Source organism: Micromonospora sp. RV43, from assembly GCF_001029515.1.
In the GTDB taxonomy this organism is placed as follows: domain Bacteria; phylum Actinomycetota; class Actinomycetes; order Mycobacteriales; family Micromonosporaceae; genus Micromonospora; species Micromonospora aurantiaca.
Genome location: NZ_LEKG01000163.1, coordinates 1 through 18,349 on the forward strand (window position 1 = coordinate 1; position 18,349 = coordinate 18,349).

16 protein-coding genes, 1 tRNA gene and 1 pseudogene are annotated in these 18,349 nt (G+C 72.0%); 8 read left to right on the forward strand and 10 right to left on the reverse strand.

All coding sequences use genetic code 11. The annotated features are described in order from the left end of the window. Positions 1–202 precede the first annotated feature (202 nt). Both ABD52_RS29355 and ABD52_RS37675 read right to left on the reverse strand, forming a co-directional pair. Positions 203–712 (reverse strand): SRPBCC family protein, encoded by a 510-nt coding sequence (locus ABD52_RS29355; protein WP_047893905.1) that lies wholly within the window; start codon positions 710–712, stop codon positions 203–205. Beyond that, a complete protein-coding gene (locus ABD52_RS37675) occupies positions 702–1,436 on the reverse strand; it encodes a trans-aconitate 2-methyltransferase (RefSeq protein WP_152748337.1) in 735 nt (244 codons plus the stop codon). Before ABD52_RS37675 ends, ABD52_RS29355 begins: the two co-directional genes overlap by 11 nt. 77 nt (positions 1,437–1,513) lie before the next feature. Here ABD52_RS37675 and ABD52_RS29365 point away from each other — a divergent pair, with 77 nt between their 5' ends. Further along, positions 1,514–4,582, forward strand: a complete 3,069-nt coding sequence (locus ABD52_RS29365) for a VWD domain-containing protein (protein ID WP_047893906.1) — start codon at positions 1,514–1,516, stop codon at positions 4,580–4,582. Between the two features lie 63 nt (positions 4,583–4,645). Beyond that, positions 4,646–4,721: transfer RNA gene (locus tag ABD52_RS29370), tRNA-Lys, on the forward strand. Between the two features lie 171 nt (positions 4,722–4,892). Here the strand turns inward: ABD52_RS29370 and ABD52_RS29375 are convergent. Beyond that, positions 4,893–5,777 (reverse strand): hypothetical protein, encoded by an 885-nt coding sequence (locus ABD52_RS29375; protein ID WP_047893907.1) that lies wholly within the window; start codon positions 5,775–5,777, stop codon positions 4,893–4,895. 351 nt (positions 5,778–6,128) lie between these two features. Between ABD52_RS29375 and amcA the strand changes: the two are divergent. The 4 genes and pseudogenes from amcA to ABD52_RS29390 all read left to right on the forward strand — a co-directional run bounded on the left by amcA (position 6,129) and on the right by ABD52_RS29390 (position 10,253). Further along, a pseudogene (amcA, locus tag ABD52_RS41770) lies at positions 6,129–6,307 on the forward strand (multiple cyclophane-containing RiPP AmcA). Positions 6,308–6,369: 62 nt separating this feature from the next. Then, a complete protein-coding gene (locus tag ABD52_RS29380) occupies positions 6,370–7,032 on the forward strand; it encodes a pentapeptide repeat-containing protein (protein WP_047893908.1) in 663 nt (220 codons plus the stop codon). 138 nt (positions 7,033–7,170) lie between these two features. Further along, entirely contained in the window at positions 7,171–8,499 is a 1,329-nt protein-coding gene (locus tag ABD52_RS29385) for an MFS transporter (protein WP_047893909.1), read from the forward strand. Beyond that, a complete protein-coding gene (locus tag ABD52_RS29390) occupies positions 8,496–10,253 on the forward strand; it encodes a glycoside hydrolase family 2 protein (protein WP_047893910.1) in 1,758 nt (585 codons plus the stop codon). Before ABD52_RS29385 ends, ABD52_RS29390 begins: the two co-directional genes overlap by 4 nt. Here ABD52_RS29390 and ABD52_RS29395 read toward each other — a convergent pair. The 3 genes from ABD52_RS29395 to ABD52_RS29405 form a co-directional block, all read right to left on the reverse strand. Next, a complete protein-coding gene (locus ABD52_RS29395; RefSeq protein WP_047893911.1) occupies positions 10,238–11,218 on the reverse strand; it encodes a DUF2804 domain-containing protein in 981 nt (326 codons plus the stop codon). The two genes, ABD52_RS29390 and ABD52_RS29395, sit on opposite strands and share 16 nt — an antisense overlap. A gap of 45 nt (positions 11,219–11,263) precedes the next feature. Continuing rightward, entirely contained in the window at positions 11,264–12,454 is a 1,191-nt protein-coding gene (locus ABD52_RS29400; RefSeq protein ID WP_235437591.1) for an RNA polymerase subunit sigma-70, read from the reverse strand. Positions 12,455–12,648: 194 nt separating this feature from the next. Beyond that, a complete protein-coding gene (locus ABD52_RS29405) occupies positions 12,649–14,361 on the reverse strand; it encodes a Na+/H+ antiporter (RefSeq protein WP_013284428.1) in 1,713 nt (570 codons plus the stop codon). 36 nt (positions 14,362–14,397) lie between these two features. Between ABD52_RS29405 and ABD52_RS29410 the strand changes: the two genes are divergently transcribed. Continuing rightward, positions 14,398–15,135, forward strand: coding sequence for a Clp protease N-terminal domain-containing protein (locus ABD52_RS29410; protein ID WP_013284429.1), 738 nt, complete (start codon positions 14,398–14,400; stop codon positions 15,133–15,135). 48 nt (positions 15,136–15,183) lie between these two features. Here ABD52_RS29410 and ABD52_RS29415 read toward each other — a convergent pair whose 3' ends face one another. Further along, positions 15,184–15,702, reverse strand: coding sequence for a hypothetical protein (locus tag ABD52_RS29415; protein WP_013474282.1), 519 nt, complete (start codon positions 15,700–15,702; stop codon positions 15,184–15,186). Positions 15,703–15,810: 108 nt separating this feature from the next. Then, positions 15,811–15,996, reverse strand: a complete 186-nt coding sequence (locus ABD52_RS29420; RefSeq protein ID WP_013284431.1) for a hypothetical protein — start codon at positions 15,994–15,996, stop codon at positions 15,811–15,813. A 230-nt stretch (positions 15,997–16,226) separates the two neighbouring features. Between ABD52_RS29420 and ABD52_RS29425 the strand changes: the two genes are divergently transcribed. Next, entirely contained in the window at positions 16,227–16,892 is a 666-nt protein-coding gene (locus ABD52_RS29425) for a GNAT family N-acetyltransferase (protein WP_200905256.1), read from the forward strand. 183 nt (positions 16,893–17,075) lie between these two features. Here the strand turns inward: ABD52_RS29425 and ABD52_RS29430 are convergent, their stop codons facing one another. Beyond that, the gene (locus tag ABD52_RS29430) at positions 17,076–17,777 is read right to left on the reverse strand and encodes a TetR family transcriptional regulator (protein ID WP_047893912.1); all 702 of its coding nucleotides are present in this window, start codon (positions 17,775–17,777) and stop codon (positions 17,076–17,078) included. Continuing rightward, positions 17,716–18,198 carry a thiol-disulfide oxidoreductase DCC family protein gene (locus tag ABD52_RS29435; protein ID WP_047893913.1) on the reverse strand — a complete coding sequence of 161 codons (483 nt, stop codon included), beginning with the start codon at positions 18,196–18,198 and terminating at the stop codon, positions 17,716–17,718. Before ABD52_RS29435 ends, ABD52_RS29430 begins: the two co-directional genes overlap by 62 nt. Positions 18,199–18,349 lie beyond the last annotated feature (151 nt).

Genomic DNA, 18,349 nt, shown 5'->3' on the forward strand with positions numbered 1-18,349 from the left:
CCGACGCGCGATCTCCGGCACCGACACATCCTCGGCGAACCACCCGGCCGCCTGCCGCCGCACCGCCTCACGCTTCGCCCGCCCCCGCGCGGACAACCCACCTCCATCGGGATACCTCATCCCATCGAACTACCCCAACACGAGGCCAACACACCAACCACATCGGACGAACCTGGCCATTCAAGATCTGTAGCCACGACGGTCAGCGAGCCGCCCCGTCGCCGGACTCGGCGAGCTGCTTGAGGTTCAGCAACTGCCGGCGGGCCATCACCAGGTCGCCGAGGCAGCCGCCGAGGGCGATCACCGGGTTCGTCCGCATCACCACCTTGAGCAGCAGGCGGGTGGTGTTCCCGGCGTCCGGCACCAGGACGTACGACAGCACCGCGCCCATGATCTCGCCGGTGAGGTGGTGTCCCGGCTCGACCGCGAGGATCCGGCCCCGCCGCCGCCCGCCGGCAGTGGTGAACGCCTCGCCCGACACCGGCTCGGGAAGGCCCACCAGCCGTTGCGGTGAGCGGCGGCCGAGGTTGTCGATCCAGTCGTACGAGTACGGCGCGAGCCGGATCTGGGCGACCCACCGCCACACGGCGGAAGGTGGCGCGTCCACGCTCACCCCGCGCCACGCCCGCAGGTTGGGCGCGGGAACGAAGTCGTCGCACGGGTACCGGCGACGTGTCTCGTCGTCGGAGACACCCCACCGGTCACCGAGCATCGGCCCGGCCCAGCACCAGCGTGGTCCGCAGGTCGAGCACGACGGTGCCGCCGAAGTCGTCGACCAGCCGGTCCAGCGCGGCGATCCCGCGTCGCTGCTGCTCCGGGGTGCGGGAGAGGTACGGCCCGAACGTGCGCATCAGCGCCAGGTACCGCTCCTTGTCCAGCGGCAGCTCCCGCCGGAACACCTCGCGGCGTACGTCGTCGAACTGCCCGCTGTCGAGGATGTCCCGATGGAACCAGTCGACGGGCCGTTCCCGGACGGTCGGGTCGACGGATCGCAGTGCGGCCCGGACGGCGGCCTGCTGGTCGGCGTCGGCATAGTCGTAGCGGTGCCCGAAGACGGCGAGGGTGCCGCCGGGCGCCAGGGCGCGGCGGGCAAGGGCGTTGCGGGTGGCCGGGTCCAGCCAGTGCCAGACCATCGCGCAGGCGAGCACGTCCACCCCACCGGCGGGCGGCGACCACCGCTCGAACGTCGTTGCCTCGATGCGCGCTTCCGGGAACCGCTCGGCCAGCCGGGCCGCCATTCGCTCGTCGGGCTCCACGCAGGTCAGGGGCGCACCGAGGCGGGCCAACACCTCGGTGCCCTTCCCGGTGCCCGCGCCGACCTCGGCCACCGACGCCGGTGCGCCGCCGTGGTAGGCGAGTATGGACTCGGCGATCTCCGGCGGATATCCCGGCCGCGCGCGCTCGTACAGGTCGGCCACCGTGCCGAAGACATCCATCACCAGCACGATACGGCTCCGACCGGTCCCCGACAGACCGCGCGGAAACCGGCCCACCCGCTTCTACAGTCCGCACCATGAGGTGGACCCTGCGGCTGGCGGCGGCGCTCGGCGTACTCGCGACCGCTCTGGCGACCGGGTCGGCGAGCGGCGCCGCGGCGCCCGCCGACGGCGGCCTCGGCCTGACCCTGCGGCCCGGCCAGGCCGACTACCAGGCCGGGGACCAGGTCCGCCTCGACCTCACCGTCACGAACACCACCGGGTCGGCGTGCGCGCTCGCCACCGGGCCCGTCGGCACCGTGCAGGTCACGGGGGTACGCCGGGACGGGCGCGACGTCGAGCCGACGCTGGCCCGCAGTTTCTTCGAGGACGGGATCGGCGCCGCCGCCACCACCGGGCTCACCACAGTGGAGCCGGGAGCGACCGCCGTCGTGGTGTTGACCGGGGTACGGCTGCGCGACGGCGACGTCGTGCTCCGCTCGGTGGCCGCCACCCCGGACGGCGGTGGGCTGGACACGCTCTGGCCGGTCGGCGCACCCGGCCGGTACGAGGTGACCGCCGGCTACGTGACGCTGCCGGTCACAGGCGCGACGAACCCGTGCGCGGGCGCGACAGCGCTGCGGACCGCCACGTTCACCGTGTCCGACGACGGCGGGACCGGCCCGCGCTGGTTCTGGGTGGTGGCCGGGGGAGCACTCGCGCTGCTCGTCGTCGCGCTGGTCGTGCTGCTGCTGGTACGCCGACGACGCCGGCCGACAGCCGCCGCCGTGGCCCTGGTGCTGCTGGTGGCCGTCGGCGCGTACGTCGGCGGTGGTGCCCGGCCGGCGCGTGCCGACTACGGCGTCGACCCGACCGCCGGGGTGCCGGTCAGCGGCGTCGACTTCCAGGCGGCTGTCGACGGCTGCCTGGCCGGGTTCGCGCTACCCGGCGGCGACCCGTCCGGCCTGCTGCCCCGGCTGCGCGACAAGAAGAGTCCCCGCGTGCGGATCATCCCGACCACTGGTGGCTCCGGCGCGTTCGAGACGCCGGACAGCGCCGACGGCAAGGGTTCCTCGACCGTCACGTGGAATCCGACCTCCACCGACCCGTACGGCGACGGGGTGGCCCGCGACCCCTGCGCCGCGCTCTACCACGAGCTGAACCACGCCGACGACATCTCCCGCAACGCCGTGCCGCAGGGCGAGTGTGGCGGCACCGGCATCCGTACCGCCGAGGTGAAGGCGACGCTCGCGGAGAACCGCTACCGGGCGGCGAAAGGGCTGCCGCCGCGCACCGAGTACGACGGGAAGCCGCTGCCGAAGAACCTCGACGAGTGCAAGAAACCGGCCAAGAAGACGCCGCCGCCGAAGGGCCCGGTGAAGCTCTGCGAGGACGGCGCTGACTGCGGCGGCAGCAACGGCGACCCGCACCTGGTCACGTTCGACCGGGTCGCCTACGACTTCCAGGCCGTCGGCGAGTTCACGCTGGTCGCGTCCACCGGCGGCGACCCGCTGGAGGTGCAGGTCCGGCAGGCCCCGATGGCCGGCACGCGTACCGCCTCGGTCAACTCGGCTGTCGCGTTCCGGATCGGCGCGCACCGCATAGCGCTCACCCTCATCGACGGCGGCACCCGGGTGCACGTCGACGGCGCGTCACCGGCCGCGCTGCCGGACCGCACCGACCTGGTCGGCGGCGGCATCCTCACCCGCCGTCCGTCGGACACCGGCCCCACCGACGGGTACGACGTGACGTGGCCGGACGGGTCCGCGGCGGCGGTGGACCAGATCGGCCGGTACGGCTACCGCGTGCTTGTCCGGCTCGCCGAAACCAGGGCCGGGAAGGTACGCGGACTGCTCGGCGACTTCGACGGCGACCCGGCCGACGACATCGCGCCCGCCTCCGGGGCGGCGCTGGCCCAGCCGGTGCCGTTCGGGAAGCTCTATCCCGCGTACGCGGACAGCTGGCGGATCACCCCGGACCGCTCGCTGCTGCACTACGACGACGGGCAGGACACCGGCACCTTCACCGACCGCGCGTTCCCGGAACGGGAGGTCACCGTCGGCGACCTCGACCCGGCCCGGCGCGCGGCGGCCGAACAGGTCTGCCGCTGGGCCGGCGTGACCGCGCCCGCCCAGCTCGCCGAATGCGTCTTCGACGTCGCGGTCAGCGGCCGACCCGAGTTCGCCGTGGCCGGCGCGAGCACCGAACGGGTCGCCCCGCCTGCGGCCACCCCGATCACCGCCGTACCCGTCGCCACCGCCACGCTCGCCCCCGGCGGAGAGCCGCTGACGTTCGCCGCCCGCGCCGGGGACGCCGTCTTCGTCGACGCCACCGCGCCCGGCATCGGGGACCGCTGCTCGCCGTACGTGCTCACCGAGCCGGGCGGACGGGAGATCGCCAGCGGATGCAACATCAAGGGCGCCGGGTACGTCGACCGCGTCGACCTCACCGCCACCGGCACGTACGCGCTGCGGGTCACCGCCGCACCCGGCGACACCGGCCGCGCCGCCGTGCGGGTGTACTCGGCCCGGGACAGCGACGGCACGGTGCAGCCGAACGGCCCGGCGGTCACCGCCACCGTCGCGCAACCCGGCGCGCGGGCGCGTTACCGGTTCACCGGGCGCGCGGGGGAGCGCGTCTACGTGGAGGTGCCGACGAGCACGCTCACCGACCAGTGCTCGCCGTTGGAGCTGCGGGACGCCGAGGGACGGCTGCTGCGCAGCGGTTGCGTGATCAACGGCGCCGGCGAGATCGACGGCACGCTGCTGCCCGCCGACGGGACGTACACAGTGGTGGTCGACCCGACCGAACGCGGCACCGGCACGACCATGCTGCGGCTGGTCACCAGCCGGGACCGGGAGGCGACGATCTCGGTCGGCGGACCGCCTGTCGTCGCCGTCGTGGACCGGCCCGGCGCGATCACCGGCTACCGGTTCACCGTCACGGCCGGCGCGTCCGTGACGGTGAGCGCGACCGCCTCCGACCTGCCGGACCAGTGCGGCGTGCTGGCCCTGCACGCGCCCGACGGCAGCACCGTCGGCACGGGCTGCGTGATCAACGGGGCCGGCGAAATCGGGCCAACCGTGTTGCCGGCCTCCGGGGCGTACACCCTGGTGGTGGACCCGTCCGGAGCCGCGACAGGGCAGGTCACGCTGGCGCTGCGGTGAGGCCGACCCTGCGTTTCCGGGGTGGTGTGCGGGCGTGCTAACGTCTCGTCCCGTTGTCAGCGAGCGCCGCTAGCTCAACTGGCAGAGCAGCGGACTCTTAATCCGCGGGTTCGGGGTTCGAGTCCCTGGCGGCGCACCAACGATCAAGGCCCTGTCCTGGTGGGTCACACCGGGTCGGGCCTTTTTCGTGTGCGCCGGTGGTGGGTGGTCGCTCGGGAGCCGTTGGACTGAACCGGCGTTGCCGGGACTGGACGCACCGCAAGCCGGTGCGGAGGCGATGGACTGGACGTGTGTCCGTGCCGGGGGAGCGTCAGGCGAGAGCTTCCGGGGCGCGCCGCCGCCACCACGCGCCGAAGAGTGTCACTACCTGCGTCTTGATCTCGTCCGTGATGATCCCATGCGTGTCCCCCATCAGCGGCCTGACGGCGTGCTTGTAGACCTCTGGGTGGTGTTCGACCGAGGGACAGGTGAAGATGGCCAGCATCCGGAGGACGCGCAGGGTGTCTGTTCCCAGCAGGGGAAAGTGAGCTTCCAGCAGCCTCGCCAGAGCTGACCACACCTTGTCCACAACAAGGCGGATAACGGCGTCGGTCACCAGCCGGGGCAGCCCTGAATCGAACCTCCGAGACAACGCGTCGGTGATGAACTGCTTGGCGGTATCCGTGAGCAGGTCGACGGCCATGTTGATCCTCTCGATCAACTGGATCAGGGCCACCAGCAGACCGCACCACGTGTGCTCGGCCAGGCGCTTCTTGACCTCCCTGCCGTCAGCCTCGTTCCGGACCAGGCCGTCTATGCCGGCTGAGATCTCGTCCCACGGTTTCTCCATGACCTGGTGGGCAAGGGTCTCCATCCGGCTAAGGTCTGATGACATCGACGTTGGTTCAGCACCGCGTGGCAGTCGACCGTTGATCTTGGTTCGGCCGTCGGCGGCCCACAGGTGGTCGGCGATGTCCAGGCGTGCGAGGTCGAAGTAGATCTGGCGGTTGTGGGCGTTGAACTTCTGGCGTCCGGATCGTCTGTCTTCCTCCACCTTCTCCTTGAGTTCACGCCGCCGGTCGTCGCGCTTCTCTGGCCGGTCGGCGGCCAGACTTGTCCATCCTTGCCAGCCGTGTTGTGAGCCCCCACAGCCGGAGCATTTGCAGCCCGGCCGCTGGGCGTTTGCGCAGTTGGCTCTGTGTGTGTTGGTCATCATCCGCAAGCCACCGCCCGGTCTGTTGCGCTTAACGTAACTGAGTGGTGACTCTACGTTTGGTGGTGATGGGTGCCAATGGCTGCTCAGCGGGTCCGGGGTAGCTCGACTTCCGGTTTCCCGGGCTCCCGTGGGGGTTCTACCTGCTGAGCGCCAACAGGCCGCATTCTTGCTGGGCTATGACGGATGGTTGATAGACGCTTCTTCCCTCATCTGCAGTCACCTTCACCGCGGCCCTCAACGCTGCGCCGACCTGCGCCTTCTACTGCAGTGCCCAAGGCCGGCCACCCACTACTTCGAGCGCGACGTCTACCGCCCGAGAGACGACCTATTGCCGACGACCGGCAGGCCTTCATGCGCGCTGCCCCGGACCACCGCACCCTTCAAGGAGGAGCTCTCGCCCGTCGCCGCGTCGACCCGAGCGGTCGACAGCTTCGATCGACGCGGCGAAGTTCGACAACCGCCCCACCTGGGACAACAAGGGTAAGTTCGACAGCCGACCCGGCTGGGACAACTGGAACAAGAAGAAGTAGCCCTCCGCGACGGGACGCGCGGGGTGGCGTGCCCACCCCGCGCCCACACAGGTTGAGGACACATGCGCACCACCACGATCGGCGACCTGAAGATCCTGCTGCCGGACCTCGATCCGGACGACCTCGACACCACCACGGACCTCGCCGACGGCCTCACCGAGGCACTCGTCAACGGCGCGGCGTGGCGCGGCTCGCACCTCGAGGACGCCAGTATCCGCAGCAGCCTGATCGCCGGCGCGGACCTGAGCGAGAGCACCTGGGAAGCCGGCAGCCTCTACGGCTGCGAGATCACCCGCACCGACTTCTCCGGAGCGACCCTGACCGGCATCACCGTCGAACGCTGCGCGATCACCGGCTCCCGGTTCACCGGCGCGAGACTCACCGACGTACGCCTCAAGGACGTCCTGTTCGACGGCTGCCGCTTCGACTACGCCACCCTCCAGCGCGTCGCCGCCGCCGGCTCGGTCGCGTTCACCGACTGCACTCTCACGAACGGCGCGTGGTCTTCCTGCCGACTACCTCGCCTGGTGTTGCGGTCGTGTGACCTCGCCGGTCTGGAACTGGACTCCTGTCACCTCGACGGGACCGATCTGCGGGGCAGCCGCCTCCACGGTCTCAAGACGTCGCTGGACAACCTGCGCGGTGTCACGCTCGGCGAGGACCAACTTCCTGACCTCACCCAGCTGACCGTCGCCGCCCTCAACCTCGCCGTCCGCAAAGACTGATGACGAAGGCCATGGTCCGGCTACTCCGTACCAGGGCCTTTTCGTCGTGCCCGCACTCCAGCGGCGGCGTCGCCGACCCCGGACCCATCGACGGCCGGACGGGACGGATCATATTCTGATCCGTCGAAGGAGGCCGTCGTGTCCGCCACCCGGAGCGTGCTCACCCCGGCCACGTCGGCCGGTCCAGCCGGCCTGCGGCCCCGCACCTGGACCGCGCTGATCGTCCTCGGACTCGTCGGGCAGATGGCCTGGACCATCGAGAACATCTACCTGAATCTGTTCGTGTACGACACGATCACCGACGATCCGAACGCGATCGCCACGATGGTCGCCGCCAGCGCCGTGACCGCCACCGTCGCCACCCTGCTGCTCGGCGCCCTCTCCGACCGGACCGGCCGGCGCAAGTCGTTCATCGCCGGCGGCTACCTGCTGTGGGGCGTCTCCACCGCCGCCTTCGGCTTCCTGACAGTGGGTTTCGTGGAGGACATCGCGCCCGTGGCGAACGTCGTGCTCGTCACGGCGATCGCGGTCATCACGCTGGACTGCCTGATGTCCTTCCTCGGCTCCGGGGCCAACGACGCGGCGTTCCAGGCGTGGGTCACCGACGTGACGGTGCCGGCGAACCGCGGCCGGGTCGAGTCGGTGCTCGCCATCATGCCGCTGGTCTCGATGCTGGTGATCTTCGGCGGGTTCGACGGGCTGGCCCGCGCCGGGAACTGGCAGCTGTTCTTCGTGATCATCGGCGCGATCATGGCCGTGGCCGGGGTGCTGGCCTGGTTCCTGGTCGAGGACAGCCCGTCAGTCGTCCGGCACGAGAGCGGCTACCTGCGTGCCGTCGTCCACGGTCTGCGCCCGGCCGCCATGCGGGCCAACCCGGGGCTCTACCTCGCCCTGGCGGCCTGGTCCATCTGGGGGATCTCCACGCAGGTGTTCCTGCCGTATCTGATCATCTACCTGCAGCGGTACCTGAGGATCGAGGGGTACGCCGTCGTCCTGGCCGTCGTCCTCGTCACGGCGTCGGCGGTCAGCGTGGTCGGCGGGCGGCTCATCGACCGCGTCGGCAAGGTGCGCTTCCTGCTGCCGGCGGTAGTGGTCTACGGCGCCGGCCTGGCGCTGATGTTCCTCGCCCGCGGCATGGTTCCCGTGATCGCCGCCGGGATCGTGATGATGTCGGGCTTCATGCTCGTCCTCGCCCCGATCGGCGCCCTCGTCCGCGACTACTCACCACCGGGCCGGGCCGGCCATGTCCAGGGGCTGCGGATGGTCTTCGCCATCCTCATTCCGATGCTCGTCGGCCCGTACCTCGGCGCCGCCGTGATCACCGGCGCCGGCGAGGTCTACGAGGATCTCGGCGTGGTGAAGCAGGTCCCGACGCCGGGCATCTTCCTCATGGCACTGGCCGTGCTGGTCCTCATCGCGGTGCCGGCCGTGGCCCTGCGGCGGCGGGAGCAGGGGGCCCCGGCATGACGCTGCTGACCCCGTGGGGTGCCACGCTCGACGCGGAGCGTGTCCTGCCCGAGTATCCCCGTCCCCAGTTCGCCCGGGACAGCTATCTCAACCTCAACGGCCGGTGGGAGTACGCGATCACCGGTTCCCCCGCCGAGCCCGAACGCTACGACGGCCATATCCTCGTGCCGTTCTCGCCGGAGTCCGCGCTCTCCGGCGTCGGGCGGCAGCTCCAGCCGGGCGAGACGCTCTGGTACCGCCGTCCGCTGACCCTCCCGGCGGGCTTCCACGCCGCCGGCTCGCGCCTGTTGCTGCACTTCGGCGCGGTCGACCAGACCTGCCGGGTCTACCTGAACGACGTCCCGGTCGGCGGCCACACCGGTGGGTATCTGCCGTTCACCTGCGACATCACCGACGCGCTCCGCGAGGACGCCAACGTCCTGGTCGTGGCGGTCCAGGACGACAGCGACACCGGCCACCACTCCCGGGGCAAGCAGCGGCTGCGCCGTGGCGGCATCTGGTACACCGCCCAGTCCGGGATCTGGCAGACGGTGTGGGCCGAGAGCGTGCCCGCCGTACACCTGCGGCACCTCACCCTGACGCCGCTCCTCGACGAGCGGTGCGTCGAGGTGACGGCGCACGCGACGGCGGATGCCGGCGACGCCGGCATCCGGATCCTGGCCGACGGGATCGCGGTGGCCGAGGCCACCGCGCCCGTCGGCGTGGCAGTGCGCATCCCGATCCCCGAGGTACGGCAGTGGAGCCCGGAGGATCCGTTCCTCTACGACGTGACCGTCGAGCTGGGCGCGGATCGGGTCCGCAGCTATTTCGGCATGCGCTCGTTCGGTGTCGGACCGGACGGGGACGGCGTGCCCCGCCTGCTGCTCAACGGCCGGCCGTACTTCCACGCCGGGATCCTCGACCAGGGCTACTGGTCGGACGGCATGTACACGGCGCCCTCCGACGAGGCGATGATCGCCGACATCGCCACGATGAAGCGGCTCGGGTTCACCATGCTGCGCAAGCACATCAAGATCGAGCCACTGCGCTGGTATTACCACTGCGACCGGCTGGGGATGCTGGTCTGGCAGGACATGGTCAACGGCGGCAGCGGTTACCACCCGCTGGTCGTCACCGCGCCTGCGGTGACGCCGTTGCGGCTGCCCGACCGGGGCCCGTGGCGGCGCTGGTTCGGCCGCGCCGACGCAGGCGGGCGGGACCGGTTCCGGGCCGAGCTGCGCGACACCGTCGAGCACCTGCGCAACGTGGTGAGCCTCGCCGTGTGGGTGCCCTTCAACGAGGGCTGGGGGCAGTTCGACGCGGCCCGGGTCGCCCGCGACGTCGCCGAACTCGACCCCACCCGTACTGTCGACCACGCCAGCGGATGGCACGACCAGGGCGGGGGCGACCTGCGCAGCCTGCACGTGTACTTCCGCCGCTTCCGGGTGCCGCGGCGACGCGGTGACCGCCGGGTGCTGGTGCTGTCCGAGTACGGCGGCTACAACCTGCGCGTCGACGGGCACGCGTTCAGCCGCAAGGATTTCGGCTACCGGCGGTGCCGGAGCGCCGAGGAACTGGCGGAGGCGTTCACGCGACTGCACACCGAGCAGATCGTGCCCGCGATCCGGGCCGGTCTGAGCGCGACCGTCTACACCCAGCTGTCCGACGTGGAAGACGAGCTCAACGGTCTGCTCACGTACGACCGCCGCGTGGTCAAGCTTCCCGAGGAGGTGGTCCGGCAGGTCAACGCCCGGCTGTGTCACCAGCGGTTCTGAGCCTCCTCCGCCCAGCCGACGAGGCCGTCCAGAGCCACCCGTTCGCCGTCGTCCGCCTGGGCCCAGCCGGAGAAGTGCCCGAAGCACTGGTGGGTCTCACTGGCCACGACGCCGAGGTTGGTGCGCGAGATCTTCTCGTGGAACGGGTGGAACTCCACCTCGACCCGGTCACCGCTGATCCGCCACGGCCGCAGCCAGTCGTGGCGGTCGTAGCTCCAGTGCAGTTCGGCGCCGAGCTTGTGCAGCCGGCCGCCGACGAACAACGCGTTCTCGGTCGAGCCGGTGCCGTCGGTCCACTTGCCGCCCAGCTGAATCGACACGTCCGGTCCGCTGCCCGCCGCCCAGTTCCACGTGATCGCGTACGGCCATTTGCCCCGGCCGTGGTCGAGCACGGCGAACGAGTCCCGTTCGGGCACGACGTGCGTCGTGCCGTTCACCCGCAGCGAGCCCCGCACCGGGCGGCCGACGTCCTTGACCGTGTACTGGAACCGGCGGGTGCTCCACGGCACCACGACGCCGAGCGACTCGTGGCCGGGCGGGAGCGGCACCACGAGGTCGATCTCGATGCCCGGTGCGGTGGCACGGATCGTGCTGCCCTCGGTGGTCTGGTCGATGTCGATCGACAGGCCGCCGCCGCGCGCGTACACGGTGCCCACGCCGCTGACCGGCGGCAGCACGGCGCCACGGGCGAAGGGGACCACGACGTCCTTGCCGGTCTCGACCTTCGTGGCGCGGTCGAGCACGTAGACGCCGTGCACCCCGGCGTAGTCCAGCGACGACGCGACGAGGCCGACGATGTGGGTGGGCGTCACGATCCCCCAGTACTCCCACCGCTTGGCCCTTCCCCAGCCGCGCAGGTTCGTCCGGTGCAGCGGCCGGCGGGTCCAGCCGACCGCGGCGGGGTTGAGCCGCCCGTCCGGCATGCACAGGTCGACCGGCTCGACGATCTCCTTCTCGTGCGTCATCAGGGGAGCGTAGCGACACTCGCCGGCGGTGATCCGGGTCCGCTCTCAGTAGTCGATGTTGATGGCGGCGACCTGGCGGCTGCCGTTGGAGACGATGGCCGGGCCGGCGAAACGGGAACCGGTGTACGTCAGCGCCGTCTTGTGGCCGGGACTGTTGAACCACGCCTCGATCATCTGCTCCGGCGTGGCGGTGCCGGACGACGCGAACAGCACCTCGTGCCCGCAGTGCTTCAGCCCGCTGCCGGCGTTCAGGTTCTGCCGTACGCAGGCCTCCGCGTCGCGGTGCTGCGCCGCGCCGAGCTTGACCTCGGTCAGCCCGAGCGCGCGACGCCGCTCGTTGAGCAGCACCAGCAGCCGCCGTTCCGCGGCGGAGACACCCGTCGACGTGCCGGCCGACCGGGACGGCGACGGAGTCGGCTTCGGTGACGGCTTCACCGACCTGGCGGGACTCGGGCGCGCGGTGGTGGGGGACGGTTCCACCGTGGTCGCTGAAGGCTCCACCGCGGTCGGGGAGGGCGTGAGCGCCGGTGCGGCGGTCGCGGCCGAGGGCTGCGCGGCTGCCGCGCTCGCCGGCTGCCGGCCCGGCTCCTCCGGGTAGTTGGCGAGGACGAGCCCGCCCCCGCCGAGCACGGCGACGGCGGCGACGACGCCGATCAGGGTCTTGGACAGGGAGAGCGTCGACCGCGCCCCGGCGGTCACGATCTGCGTGCCGGGCGGTACGACGTGCGACGGCGAGGCGACGGTGCGCAGGTGGTGCGTGACGTCCGAGGCGAGCCCGGCCGGCGGCGGGGTGAGCGCCAGGCCGGCCAGCAGCCGCTCGGCGGGGACCAGGTCGTTCGTCGCGTCCGGGCAGTGCGGGCAGTCCCGGATGTGGCGGGCGAACCGCTTGCGCCACACCGGCGCGGGCCGGCGGTCCCAGCCGCCGGCCGTGTCGGCCAGGCCGGCGCAACCGGGCCGGGCGGTGAGGGCCCGTACGACCAGCCGGGCGGTGTCCAGCTGCGCCTTCATCCGGGAGACGCGCACTGTCACGTGGTGCGGGGCCAGCTTCAGGGCGTCGACCAGGTCGGCGCGGCTGAGGTGACCGGCCTCGACCAGCCACCACAGCGACAGCAGGTGGCGGTGGTCGTCGTCCAGCCAGCGCGTGGCCAGGACGACCTCCCGGCGCTGGTCGGCGAGGCGGAGCTGGGTCAGGGTCAGGTCCTCGAAGTCCGCGCTCCGGGAACATCCTGATCGCACCGGACGAGCGGTACCTGTGCATCATCCCGGACTCGGCGAAGGCGAAGGAGCCGGAGATGTACCTGCCCTTCGAGGGTGACAGCCGGCTCGCCGAGATCATCAGCAAGGCGTTGCTGCTGGCCGCCGACAAGAAGATCAAGGATCCGGTGATCCTGCGCCAACTGTGAGGCGGTCGGCGGGCGCCGGGCCCGACGTCAGCCCGGCGCCCGCTTCGGCAGCAGCAGCTCCTCGTGGTCGAGTTCGCGTTCCAGCACGCGTAGTTCCTCGTCCGGCAGCCGCCCGGAGTCGCGCCACCGCAGCAACTCCTCGCGCTGCGCTTCGAGGACGGTCCTGCGGACCCGCAGCGCCGTCTCGTACTCCGGTGAGGTGGGCAGCTCCGACGATCCGCTCTGCTGGAGCAGGTCGAGCCGCCCTCGGTAGCGGGCCAGCCGGGTCTGCAACTGTGCCCGCGTGGTGTCGACGGCGACCCTGCTGTCCGGCTCCTCGGCGGCGACGAGGTCGAGGCGGGCCAGCGCGGCCTCCACCGCGGCCGAGCGGGCCTCGTTGCGTACCCGGGCCTGGTCGGCCTCGTTGGCGCGCAGGCCGAGCATGCGCACGAGCGGCGCGAACGTCAGGCCCTGCCCGACCAGCGTCACCAGGACGACCACGAAGGTGCAGAACAGCAGCAGGTCACGATCGGGGAAGGGATCTCCGCTACGAGTGGTCAGCGGCAGCGTGAAGATCGCGGCCAGGCTGATCACGCCACGCGTACCGGACCAGCTCAGGGCCACCACCTCGCGGGAGGTCAGCCCGCGGGCGTTGCGGTCGACGCCGCCGAGCCGGCGTGCGGCATCAGGATCGTCGGTGTCGTCCTGTTCGGCGACGCCACCGAGCCGGGTGTGCAGCGACCGGGGGAGCCACTGGGTCAGGATCAGCCAGGCCGGGCGCAGAAGCAGCACCACGCCGACCGACACGGCGACGGCGATGACGATTGTCGACGTCTCGTACTGGCGCAGGCCCCGCATGACGGCGGGGAGCTGCTGGCCGATCAGCAGGAAGACGAAGCCTTCGAGGAGGAAGTCGACGAGCCGCCACACGGCGTTGGTCTGGAGGCGGGCGGCCCCGGAGCCGAACTGTGGCGTCTGGTGGCCGACGATCAGGCCGGCGACCACCACTGCCAGCACGCCGGAGACGTGCAGCGCCTCGCCGAGCAGGTACGCCACGAACGGCGTCGCGAGCGAGATCGCGTTCGACAGCAACGGGTCCGCGGTGAGCGGCCGGACCAGCCGTTTCGCCCGTGCGACGACCACGCCCACCGCGATGCCGCCGGCCGCCGCCAGCACGAACTGCCCGATCGCGGCGGGGAACGAGAACGTGCCGCCCACGGCGGCGGCCACAGCGACGCTGAGCATGGTCAGCGCGGTGGCGTCGTTCAGCAGCCCTTCGCCCTGGATGATCGTGACCATCTTCGGCGGCAGGTTGACCCGGCGGCCCACGGCCAGGGCGGCGACCGGGTCGGGCGGCGCGATCGCGGCACCGACAGCGATGCCTGCCGCCAGCGTCGCGCCGGCCACGAACAGGTGGAACCCGATGCCCACGAGCAGTCCGGTGAGGAGCACCAGCACCACGGAGAGGCTGACCACGATCCGCAGGTTGCGGCGGATGTCCAGCAGGGAGGAGTCCAGCGCGGCGCTGTAGAGCAGCGGCGGCAGCACGACCATGAGCACGAGGTCGGGGTCGAGGCTGACGTTGGGGCCGGGGAGCAGCGCGTACGCGATGCCGATGAGTGGCAGCAGCGCGGCTGCCGGCAGGCCGGTCCGGGAGGCCACCCACCGCACGGCGATGACGACCGCGACGGCGGCGAGCACGAACAGCAGTGTCGAATGGGTGCTCACCTCGACCGACAGTACCCGCGTCGAGATCATCATGCGATGCGGACGGTGTCGTCAACCGAGGGTTGACGCATGGAGGAGACCGAACCGCTCAAGATGACCCAGCCGGTACGACTCGACGACCTCATCGACGGCATCAAGAAGGCGCACACCGACGCGCTCGATCAGCTGGCCGGCGCCGTTCTCGTCGCCGACCACCTGGGTGACGTGGCCGACCACCTGATCGGGCACTTCGTCGACCAGGCGCGCCGCTCCGGCGCCTCGTGGACGGAGATCGGCCGCAGCATGGGCGTGACGAAGCAGGCCGCCCAGAAGCGTTCCGCCGCCAAGGCGGAGACCGCCGCCGCGCTCGACCCGAACTCCGGGTTCGGCCGGTTCACCCCACGCGCCCGCAACGTGGTGCTGGCCTCGCAGGAGGAGGCGCGGGCCGCGGGCAACGCCGAGATCACCCCGGGGCACGTCGCGCTCGGACTGCTCGCCGAGCCGGAAGGGCTGGCCGCCGCGGCGATCGTGGCTCGGGGCGTACCCCTGGAGCGGCTGCGGGAGGTCGTCACCGCGACGCTGCCGGCGAAGGCCGACCCGGTCCCGGACCTGATCCCCTACGACGCACGGGCCAAGAAGGTCCTGGAGCTGACCTTCCGGGAGGCGCTGCGGATGGGGCACAACTACATCGGTACGGAGCACATCCTGCTCGCCCTGCTGGAGGAGGAGGGCGACGACGGCGTGCTGCGCGGCCTCGGCCTGGAGAAGTCCGCGCTGGAGTCGGCGTTCGAGGCGGCGCTCGCCGAGATCACCCGGAAAGGGGCCTGACACCGCGCCGGGCACGCGTCACGGGGGCGCGTGCCCGGCGTCCGGGTGTCAGTCTGCGGTGGGGAAGCCGTACCGGGCGGCGTGCTCCGGGTCGGCGGGGTCGACCTGGCGGATGCCGGCGTCGGCCAGCCGCTTGTTCACCTCGTCGAGGTGCTCCCGGACCAGCCGGGCCTCCTCCTCGGTGACCCGGCCGCGGTGCGGGCGCCCGGCGTGCTCGATGGTGCCGTAGTCGATCTTCTCGGTGGCGCGGCGGGCCTTCGGCGGCTTGACCCGCTCGGCGGTCCGCAGCAGCTGCGCCATCGGCACGTCGGTCGCCATCGCGTCGAACTCGCTGGCGGTCAGCACCACCCGGCGCGGCTCACCGTGGCCGTGCCGGTCGTGGATCTCCACCACCGCGACGTCGAGCGCCGCGTCGTCGATGCTCTCCACCTCGACCGCGGTGGCGTCCAGCTGCACGGGGCCGGCGACCAGGTCCGGGTGCTCCAGGACGACGACCTTGACCACCTCGTCGTCGGGGCTGAGCACCTGACCGGTGAAGTCGGAGACGTGGATCGTCTTCTTGCCCATGCGCGGAGCTTCTCCTGTCGTAGGCCGGAAATCGGACCACAAGACGCTACCGCACAGGTGTGCGAAGGCCGGTACGCCCGCCCGGCCGGTGTGTCGCCGCCCGCCCTCTCAGAGGGGCGTGAGGCCACGCCAGGCGGCGGTGCCGGCCGGCTGCGCGTTCAGCTCGGCCCAGGAGAGCGCTCGGTCGCGGGCCTCGCGGTACGCCGGCTGCGCCGGGAACCGTCCGGCGTCTGCGGCGGCCCGCCAGCCGCGCTCCGCGTCCTGCTGGAATCGGTCATTCGGTTCGTGAGGCATGACCACTACCGTCCCAGAGAAACTTGTCCATGTATGGAAATGAATATGACGCAGGGGCGATGCCTTCGGTTCCGCGAAGCGCCCGGGGTTCCTGCGGCCGGTGGCGGAACCAGGAATCGGCGTCCGTCGCTGGCGTGCCGACCCTCTACCCGCGTGCCGCGCGTCTCAACCGCGCCGCGATCGGCGAATTCCGCAGGCACGGGCGCGGCGTCCCGGCGTACCATGATCACGTGCTCGACCGGCGGGTCTTCCTTCATCTGGCGACCTGGTTGGGGCAGTGGCCGGCGGGCCCCGGGCTGCACGTGGTCCGGTCCTACCGCCGCGCCCGCCCGGCCTGGGACGGGCGGCTGCGCCCGGCCGTCGCGGTGACAGCGGGCGGCAGCACCGTCCTCTCGGTGGCCGCCGACCGGGTCGAGGCGGTACGGACGCTGGTGCGGGACCGGCCGCTCGGCGAGTGGCTGCCCGCCCTGCCGGGCGCGGTCGGCGCGCCGGAGTTCATCGCGCACACCTCGGTCTTCCGGTGGTGCACCGACCCGGCGCCGCTGCCCGAGGTGGGGGAGTGGGTGCCGCCCACGCTGGCCGGGCTGCCGCCGTGGCTGCGGCTGTTCGACCGGGAGGTGCTCGTGGTCCGGGGCGCCGACGGAGCGTACCGGGCCGGCGTGGGGATCAAGCGGCACGACGCGTACGGCCACGAGCTGGCGGTGGGCACGGTGCCGACGGCGCGCGGGCGCGGCCTGGCCCGGCGGCTGGTCGCGCAGGCGGCCCGCCGGGTGCTCGACGAGGGGGCGATCCCCACCTACCTGCACGACCCGGGCAACGCGGCGTCCGGCCGGGTGGCCGAGGCGGCCGGGTTCCCGGATCGCGGCCTCACCGCGTTCGGCGTCTTCCCCCGCTGAGCCGGCCCGGATCCCCGGCCTGGCGCGGACCGTGGATCCCGGGCCGGATCCACGGTCCGCTGCTCTCCCCCAGGCCCCGACATCGGTAACGCTATGTGTTAGTGCCGGTGGTCAACAAGGGGTGTGCCACTGTCCGGTTACGGACTCTCACCTGCGCAATCGCTGGCAGGCGCGGCGGCGAAGTCAGTGACGCAGCGTGTGGATCAGTGCGAGCGCCTGACGGGTGACCGGCCGCAGCACGCGCAGCCGGGACAGCCCCACCAGCCGGTCCACGAGCGGCACCACGCCGTCGATGAGCTGCCGGGTCTTGACCTGCCCCTCCGAGCGGTCGTGCACCCAGTAGAGCACCACCCCCATGTAGCCGAGCCAGAGCAGCTCGGGCAGCGCCTCGCGCAGCTCGTCGTCGAGCTTGACGGTGGACCCGGTGAGTGCCTCGCGGAACAGCGCGATCGACATGTCCCGGGGTGCCGACGACTCGGCGGAGAACGGGCTGAGCGGCGAGGTCGGCTCGGCCGCCGTCTTGAAGAAGGCGCCCGCGAACGCGTGGTACGGGCTCAGCACGTCGACGCCCGCGTGCAGCACCCCGGCCAGTCGCGGGCCGAAGTCCCGCTCCCGGGCGAGCACCGGCGCGGCCGCCTCCCGGTGCTCGCGCTGGGTGCCCGCGTAGAACTCCTGGACCAGGTGCTCCTTGGAGTCGAAGTAGTAGTAGGCGTTGCCCACCGCCACGCCTGCCTCCTGGGCGACCGCGCGCATCGTCGTCCGCGCGTATCCGCGCTCGCGGAACAGCCGCATCGCCGTGTCCAGGATCAGCTGACGGGTCTGCTCACCCCGGGCCGTCGACCCCTGTCCACCCGCAGCGGTCGTCGGCGCACTCTGCTCGGTCATCGTCGTCACCGTATCCCGGTTCCCGGATCCGTTCGCGGACCGCTGAGGCCGCCGCCACCACCCGCCGGGTCAGCGGCAGCAGGTGCGGCCGGGCCAGCCGCTCGGCCGTACCGCGATGCTCGGCGAGCGCCCAGAGACAGGCGAACCAGGCGCCGTCGCCGCGGTAGACGGCGCCGGTGTCGGCCACCACCGTCAGGTCGCGCAGCGTGGCGTCGTGGTCCAGGCCGGGGAAGCGCCGCCGGGCCTCGGCGGACCCGGCCGGCACGAACTCCAGCGGTACGAGCTGGGCGCGCGAGGCGAGCCACCGCCGGGCGGCCCGGCACATCGGGCAGTCCGCGTCGAACAGGACGGTGAACCCGCGGATCCCACCGGCCCCGTGCCCGGTGGGATCCTGCCGGCGCCCGCCCGGGGCGGACGTCACCGGGCCGGCGGGTTCGGACCCGCCGGNGTCGAGGGCGTCCAGGTCGAGCGGCGGCAGCTCGACGTCCAGGTAGACGGTGACGCCGTGACCGGAGCGGCGCGGCCGGGGCGGGCTCTCCCGGGTGACGGTGAGGACCTGGCCGATCGCGAGG

Excerpts from the sequence above, each read along its gene's own strand:
- ABD52_RS29395 (WP_047893911.1), bottom strand. The coding sequence starts at position 11,218 with ATGACGCACGAGAAGGAGATCGTCGAGCCGGTCGACCTGTGCATGCCG.
- ABD52_RS37675 (WP_152748337.1), bottom strand. The coding sequence starts at position 1,436 with ATGGATGTCTTCGGCACGGTGGCCGACCTGTACGAGCGCGCGCGGCCG.
- ABD52_RS29415 (WP_013474282.1), bottom strand. The coding sequence starts at position 15,702 with ATGGGCAAGAAGACGATCCACGTCTCCGACTTCACCGGTCAGGTGCTC.
- ABD52_RS29420 (WP_013284431.1), bottom strand. The coding sequence starts at position 15,996 with ATGCCTCACGAACCGAATGACCGATTCCAGCAGGACGCGGAGCGCGGC.
- ABD52_RS29390 (WP_047893910.1), top strand. The coding sequence starts at position 8,496 with ATGACGCTGCTGACCCCGTGGGGTGCCACGCTCGACGCGGAGCGTGTC.
- ABD52_RS29380 (WP_047893908.1), top strand. The coding sequence starts at position 6,370 with ATGCGCACCACCACGATCGGCGACCTGAAGATCCTGCTGCCGGACCTC.
- ABD52_RS29375 (WP_047893907.1), bottom strand. The coding sequence starts at position 5,777 with ATGATGACCAACACACACAGAGCCAACTGCGCAAACGCCCAGCGGCCG.
- ABD52_RS29410 (WP_013284429.1), top strand. The coding sequence starts at position 14,398 with ATGGAGGAGACCGAACCGCTCAAGATGACCCAGCCGGTACGACTCGAC.
- ABD52_RS29355 (WP_047893905.1), bottom strand. The coding sequence starts at position 712 with ATGCTCGGTGACCGGTGGGGTGTCTCCGACGACGAGACACGTCGCCGG.
- ABD52_RS29405 (WP_013284428.1), bottom strand. The coding sequence starts at position 14,361 with ATGATGATCTCGACGCGGGTACTGTCGGTCGAGGTGAGCACCCATTCG.
- ABD52_RS29365 (WP_047893906.1), top strand. The coding sequence starts at position 1,514 with ATGAGGTGGACCCTGCGGCTGGCGGCGGCGCTCGGCGTACTCGCGACC.
- ABD52_RS29430 (WP_047893912.1), bottom strand. The coding sequence starts at position 17,777 with ATGACCGAGCAGAGTGCGCCGACGACCGCTGCGGGTGGACAGGGGTCG.